The sequence below is a fragment of the Herbaspirillum sp. C7C8 genome, assembly GCF_022627875.1.
Taxonomy (GTDB): Bacteria; Pseudomonadota; Gammaproteobacteria; order Burkholderiales; family Burkholderiaceae_D; genus Herbaspirillum.
In genome coordinates this window covers 1-7,452 of record NZ_JABXGG010000039.1, presented here as the reverse complement: position 1 = coordinate 7,452, position 7,452 = coordinate 1, and the positions used below count along the sequence as shown (strand labels likewise).

Annotated in this window: 3 protein-coding genes; all 3 read right to left on the bottom strand. The window is 67.1% G+C overall.

What is annotated here, in order from left to right; translation table 11 throughout:
• Window positions 1–1,536, bottom strand: a 1,536-nt coding sequence (locus HWE01_RS22485) for a condensation domain-containing protein (RefSeq protein ID WP_241822940.1), incomplete at its 3' end; no start/stop codon positions are given.
• Window positions 1,537–1,567: 31 nt separating this feature from the next.
• On the bottom strand, window positions 1,568–4,657 hold the full coding sequence (locus HWE01_RS22480) for a non-ribosomal peptide synthetase (protein WP_241822939.1): 3,090 nt from the start codon (window positions 4,655–4,657) through the stop codon (window positions 1,568–1,570).
• On the bottom strand, window positions 4,654–7,452 hold a 2,799-nt coding region (locus HWE01_RS22475), incomplete at its 5' end, for a condensation domain-containing protein (RefSeq protein ID WP_241822938.1). The genes HWE01_RS22475 and HWE01_RS22480, both read right to left, overlap by 4 nt.

Genomic DNA, 7,452 nt, shown 5'->3' with positions numbered 1-7,452 from the left:
GGTATGCGGTACCCGCAAGGCGGGCCGCTCGGGGTGTGCCTTTGCCTGTGCTTCGATCAACGCCAGCACGTTGCCGGTCTCATGGGCCTGCGCATTGACGCTCCATGCCTGTAGCGCCGACTGTTCCTGCGCGCCCAGCAACGCCAGTTCACCGATGGGGGTATCGGCTGCGCTGGCCAAGTGTTCCAGTACACTGAGATAGACAGTACCGATACGGGCAATGCTGGACTCCCGGAACAGTGCGCGACGGTATTCCAGCCGCAGCTTGACCTGCCCGCGGATGATCTTGACGTCCATGGCCAGATCGAATTTGGCCGCATGCAGGTCGATCTCCAGCGTACTGGCCTGCAAGCCCGGCAGATCCAGCGTGCCGCTGCCCTCGATGACCTGCAGCCCGAACAGGGTCTGGAACAGCGGATGGCGCGGCAGGCCGCGTTCCGCGGGATAGCGTTCCAGCAGCAGTTCGAAGGGCAGCTCGGCATGGGCCATGGCTTCCAGCGTATCGCTGCGCACCTGGCGGCACAGCGTGCGCAGGCTCATGCCGGGGTCCAGGCGCGCGCGCATCACCTGGGTGGTGACAAAGAAGCCCACCATCTCCTGCAGCGCCGGGTGGTTGCGTCCGGCCTGTGGAATACCGACGGCAAAATCGTCCTGCCCGCAGCAATGGCGCAGCGTTACCTGCCAGGCCGCGAGCATGGCCACGAAGGGCGTGCAGCGCTCCTGCTGGCAGAACTGGCGCACACGCGCCGCCAGCGACTCCTCCAGCACCAGGCTGTAACCCGCACCTGCCTGGGCATCGGTGCTGTCGCCACGCTCCACCGGCAGGTTCAGCGGCGGCACTTCCTGGCCCAGCCGGGCTTGCCAGTGATCCAGTTCCTGCCGCAACCACTCGCCCTGGCACTGCGCTCGCTGCCGGCGGGCATGATCGGCGTACTGCAAGGCCAGCGGCGGCAGTCTTGGGGCCTGCCCGGCCAGCGCTTGCGCATAGGCTTGCTGCAGGTCGCGCGCGACGATGGGATTGGACCAGGCGTCCGATACGATGTGGTGCATGCCCATGATGAGCACATGTTCTTGCTCGTCCAGCTGTAACAGATGCACGAACAGCAGCGGTGCGCGGGAGAGATCGAAGACGTGACGCGTGGCGGCCTCGATGGCCGCGCTCACTTGCACCTCCCGCGCATCGGTAGCCAGTTCGCGCAGGTCGTTCAGCTGCAGCGGCAGCGATACGGTGGGCAGGACCTCCTGGCAGGCCACGCCGTCCTGTTCGGCAAAGCGCGTACGCAGGCTGCCGTGCCGTGCGACCACGGCCTCGAAGGCCGCCTGCAGGGCGGCGTGATCCAGTACGCCGCACAGGCGGAAGGCGCGCGTCAGGTTGTAGGCAGTCTGTTGCGCTTCGAGCTGGTGCAGGTACCACAGCTGCTGCTGCGAGAACGAGAGCGGCGCCGGTCCATCCTGAGGCCCCTCCTTGTCCGTCCGTTCGTGTTCGTGTTGATCGGCTTGCAGCAGGGCGAGCAACTGATGATTTTTTTCGTTCATGAAAGCGTGATCCAAGAAAAGGGCCGACGACCTAGGCCTGTTCCAGCAGGGCGTCGCGTTGCGCTGCGGGCATTTCCAGCAGCGTGCGGCGCAGGCCCGCGAGCTCGGCCAGGGCGGCGGCATCGGGGGCTTGTGCGCGCAGCGCGGCCGCCAGCGCGGCCGGGGTGGCATGGTCAAACACCAGGGCCGGGGCGATCTCGATCTGCAGCAGTTTGCGCAACCGCGCCACCAGCTTGATGGCCAGCAGCGAATGTCCGCCGGCTTCGATGAAATCGCTGTCGCGGCCCAAGGCGGGCGTGGCGGGCAGCAGTTGCTGCATGGTGTCCAGCACGACGAATTCGAGATCGTCCGCCACAGCCCGGGCCTCGCCGCCCTGCCCGCTCTCGGCTGGCGATTCGGCCAGCGCATCCAGCAAGGCGCGCCGGTCGATCTTGCCATTGGCCAGTCGCGGGAAGGATGGCAGCGCCAGGATGCGCGCTGGCTGCATTGCCTCCGGCAGCACATCCCGCAAGGCCAGTCGCAAGGGTTCCACGGCAAGATTCTCCCCGCTCACCCAGGCGATCAGCCGCGCGGGTTCGCCCTGCGGCATGACGCAGGCCTGGCGCACGCCGGCTTGCTGCAACAGCGCTGCTTCGATCTCGGCCGGTTCGACGCGAAAGCCGCGGATCTTCACCTGTTCGTCCGAGCGCCCCAGGATGCGCAGCCCGCCTTGGGGCAGATGGCAGGCCAGGTCGCCGCTGCGATACCAAGCCTGGCGGTCTTCCGGTGGACGGTTCAGATAGCCGCGGCTGCGCTGGGCCCCGGCGATGCAAAGCTGGCCGATGCCGCCTACCGGCACGGGGCGCAGGTCGGCATCCAGGATCGCCACGCGGCAGTTGGCCATCACGCGGGTCAGCGGCGCGGCAGCGGCCCCGCTGGCGGCGTCGCTGGCGCAACAGGCATGCCACATCACGCCCACCGTGGTTTCGGTGGGGCCGTAATGGTTGAAGATGCGGGCCTGCGGCTGACATTGCCAGATCCGCCGCAGCAAGGCCGCCGGGCTACTCTCGCCGCCCAGTACCAGGGTCGCGGGCAGGACGGCAGAACCGCCATCGAGCAAGGCTTCCAGATGCGACGGCACGATCTTGAGCGCATCGACCCGATGACGTTGCAGGAAGGCGGCGAAGTGCGCACCATCCTGCATGTCGCTGGCATCGGCGATGGCCAGCTCGGCGCCATGCAGCAGCGCGGCGAACAGCGCCGTATTGCCCAGATCGGCCGCCACCGTGCTGGTCAGTCCCCAGCAGCGACATGGCGCCAGGCCCATGCCCTGCGACGCCGCCACCACATAGTTGAGCAATTGCGCATGCTCGATCAACACCCCCTTGGGGGTGCCGGTCGAACCCGAGGTGTAGAGCAGATAGGCCAGGTCCTGCAACGCCGGCGCGACCGTCGGCGCCTGCATGGAATAGCCCTGCAGGTCGGCCGGCCACAGCGCGCAATGCAGCCCGTCGGCGGCCGGTGCCTTGCCATCATGCAGCACCAGTGCCGGAGCCGCATCGGCCAGTATCGCCTGCTGGCGCACGGCGGGCCAGTCGGGATCGATGGGGACGTAGGCGGCACCGCAGCGCCAGACTGCCAGCAGCGCCATCACCAGTTCCAGCGAGCGTGGCAGCACCAGCGCCACATGCGCGCCGGGCCTCACGCCCTGCGACTGCAACCAGTGCGCCAGCTGGTTCATGCGCTGCAGCAGTTGCCCATAGCTGATCTGACCGGCGGCACTGGACAAGGCGATGGCGTGCGGCGTATTGAGCGCATGTGCGGCAATGTGCGTGAGCAGCGTGTCGCGCCCGAGTGGCAGCACCTCTGCTGTCATCGGCAGTCGTTGCGGCCAGATGGCGGCATCATCCCATTGCAATTCGCTGCAGGCGGTATCGGGTCGTGCCAGCAGCTCGCGCAGCCAGGCCTGGTACTGGCGCAGCAAACCGGTCATGCTGACGGCGTCGTAGTGCCGCGCATCGTAATGCAGCTGCAGACCAGGCGCGGCCGGATCGGACAGATCAACATGCAGCGCCAGCGACAGGCGAGGATCACCCGAGGCCGTCCACTGCAACGCCCACTGCAGTGCACCTTCCTGCCAGCGCCCTGCGGCATGACGCACGCTCAAGCCGATCTCCGGTGGTCTGGCAGCCAGATCATCGGGCAGATATTCCTGGGCCGCCACATGCTGCTCCTGCTGCGCGGCCAGCTGGTTCACCAGTTCGCTCAACGAGGCTTGCGGCGGCACGTTCAGGATCAGCGGCAGGGTCTTGCCATACAAGCCCAGCGCCTGGGCCATGGGTTCGTAATCGTCGCGGCAATCGTGCTGCCAGGCGCAGGCGATCCGGGACTGCTGTCCCAGGCGAGCCAGCAGGGCCAGCCAGGCCGCCTGCAGCACAGTGGCGACCTGCCATCGCCCGCTGGCCTGCCCGCTCTGAAGGGCGCTCGCCATCTCCTCGGCAATACCGTGGTGCAGAAGCGCCGGAACCGCCGCAGCCGTCCCTGCCTCGCGCCGATAGGACAACCGCAGCGCCGGCGACTGTTCCAGTTGCTGGGCCTGATGGGCCCAGTAGGCCTGGCCGATGCGGGCATCGTCGTCTTCCTCGAGAGACTGGCGCCACTGCACATAATCGGTGTACTGGAAAGCCTCCCCGGTGGACAGGTCCTGATCATGGTAGCGACGCCATAGCTCATCGGCCAGCAACCACAGGCTGCGCTCATCGAGCGCCAGGGACGCGGCCGCCACCAGCAGGCGGCCACGCTGGGGCGCGTCCTCGACCAGCCAGCCCTGGATCACGTGCCCACACGCCAGATCGAACGCTACCGTCGGCATGGCGGCACCCGCCGGCAGCATGTGCAGTTGCAGACTCTGGCCCGGAGGCTGCGGCAACGGCGCCTGGCGCAGACCACGATAGCCTTCGGCCTGGCCGAAGGCATGACGCAGGACGGCGTGACGCGCGAGGACCCGGCTCCATGCGGCCTGCAGACGCGCGCTCTCCAGCGGCCCCTGCCAGTGCAATGGCAGGATATGGACTGTGTGGGCGTGGGCCTGCTGCAGGCGCTGTTCGGAACTGAGCGCGACAGTCTGGTCCAGTGGCATCATGTTGCGCCCTCCGAGAGTTCATCGACGGCGGTAGAGGGCGCGCTGACCTCGGCGCGTTCCACCATGGCGCCCATGGCCACGACGATCTTGCGCGGCCCCTCGTAGGGATCGCGGGCATGCGCGGCCAGCATGTTGTCGAGCATGACCACATCGCCCTGCTGCCAGTCGAAGCGTACCGCGCATTGTTCGTAGAGTTCGCCGATCAGGGCCATGGTGGCATCGGGAATGGGTGTGCCATCACCGAAGAGCACATTGCGCGGCAGGCGCTCCGGACCGACCATGGACAGCAGGTCTTCGCGTACTTCCGGCTCCAGGCAATACGGATGGTGCAACTGCACCTGGTTGAAGAACACCTCCGCCCCGGTGACCGGATGCACGATCACTGCCGGACAAAGTGTACTGGTCTGCAGGGTGTCTTCATCGAGCCAGCGATAGCCGGTGCCGGCTGCCGTCAGCCGGGCTTCCACCACGGCACGGTCGTCCGTGCCGAAGAAGGATTGCCAGCTCACATCCAGACGCGGCGTGAAGGTGCGCACGTAGCGCAACTGCTTTTGCTGCAACTCGCGCCGCAGCGCGGGAGGAAGACGACGCAGCATTTCACGGCAATCGACGATGGGTGTGGCCCCGCCTACCGGAGACGGCAGCTCGCAGAAGAACCACTGCTTGCGCGGCCAGCGTTCGATGTGGGCGCTTTCATTGTGGTACAGGATCATCTGCTTTTCGGGATAGGGGGTGGAGCGATAGGTCTTGTTGCCTCCCTCCTTCTTGGGCAGGTCGCCATAGCTGCCATACAGTTCCGGCTCGATGGCTTCGGCGAAGCGCTCGAAGTCCTGCGGCGTAGCCAGGCCGAAGCGCCGGAACAGGATGCCGCCATGACGCTCCAGCAGACTGGCGATCAGCGGCTGGTTGGCACGCGCCCAGGCCACCGTATCGAGGTCGGCGCTGGTGGCCTCCACCAGCAAGGGAAAGTCGGTGCCGGGTCGCAGGGGGCGCATGCGCACAGCCGCCTTGGGGGCCGCCGCGCTCATGCCCTTGAGCTTGTTGAGCTTGTCGAGCTTGCCCGGGGCCAGCGGCGCTCGGGCAGGGGAAACGGAAACAGTGCTTGACATGGTCAGGGGTTCTTTCATGAGAGGGATTTCATACCGGGACAGCGGCCAGTGCGGTTGTGCCACGATCTGCTCCAGCAACGCGACCCAGGCCGCCGCCATGCGCTGCATGGTGCCGCTCTGGAAAACCTGGCTGGCATAGACCCAGTCGGCCTGCAGCGCACCATCCACCGGGGTGACGAACAGCGCGATGTCGAACTTGGCATGGGCATGGCTGGCGGGCAGTGCCTGCACCTCCAGGCCGGGCAAGTCGAAGTCATGCGTGGGCATGTTCTGCATCACGAACAGCAGCTGCACCAGCAGGTTCCAGCGACGGTCGCGGCGCGCCGTGGCCAGTTCGGCGATACGCTCGAAGGGCAACGAGGAGTGGGCGAAGGCATCGAGCACTGTGCCGCGCGTAGCCGTCAGCCACTGTGCAAAGCTCTGTTCGGGCTGGTGGCGCGAGCGTAGCGGCAGCACGTTGACGAAGAACCCGACCATCTCTTCCAGTGCCGCATGCTCGCGCCCGGCCACATCGGTACCGATGAGCAGGTCGTCCTGTCCGCTCTGGCGATGCACCAGCAACTGGAAGCTGCCCAGCAGCAGCATGAAGAGCGTGCAGTCGCACGCCTGCGCCAGAGCTTGCAACTGCCCTGTGAGGCGCTCGGGGATACGTACCGACAGGCGCGCACCGTCGCCCGACCACTGTGCCGGCCGCGGCAGGTCCACCGGCAAGGCCGGCTGCGCCGGGGCTCCTTGCAGGGCCGCACGCCAGAAGTCTTCCTCGGTGGCGCGCATACCCTGTTGCTGTCGCCACGCTGCATAGTCGGCGTATTGCAGCGTCGGTGCCGCCAGCGCGGGCGCCTGGCCCGCGTGCAGTGCGCGGTAGATCGCCGAGAACTCTCGGATCAGGACCCCGACCGACCAACCATCGGCGGCGATGTGATGCACCGCCAGCAGCAGCACGTGGCGCGGCCGACCATCCTGCGTCGGAGCCAGTAGCACCAGGACCGCCCGCAGCAGCGGCGCGGTGGTGAGATCGAAGGGGCGCACGGCTTCTTCACGCCGCAATACGGCCAGCATCTGCTGCTGCACGTCCGGCGCCTGCGCGCGCAGATCCTGTACCGCCAGCAGCGGGATGCTGTCCGCCGGCGATACGATGCGGGCGACGGGTTCGCCTTCATCATCCTCGTGATAGCTGGTGCGCAGGATTTCGTGACGCTGCACCAGCAGCGCCAGTGTCTGCGCCAGCGAGGCTGGTGCCAGTACACCATCGAACTGCAGCGCTGCCGTCATGTTGTAGGCGGCCGCCCCACCCTGCATGCGATCCACCAGCCACAGGCGCTGCTGCATCGGCGAGAGTGGCATGCGCGGCGTGCGCGCTACCGGCTTGAGCGCGGGCTGCTCTTCCTGCAGTGCGCAACTGCGTGCAATCAGCTGCGCCAGTTCGCCGAGCACGGGCGCGGCAAACAGGTCGCGCAACGTCAGTGTGTGCTGCGGATGACGTGCGCGCCAGCGCGTGACCACGCTGGTGGCCAGCAATGAATGCCCGCCCAGGGCGAAGAAATTGTCTTGCCGCCCAACTTGGGGCAGGCCCAGCACGTCTTGCCAGATCGCTGCCAGCGCCAGTTCGATCTCGCCTTGCGGGGCGCTGTAGTCGCTCTCCTGGCTGATCTGCACCGGCGGCAGGGCCTTGCGGTCGATCTTGCC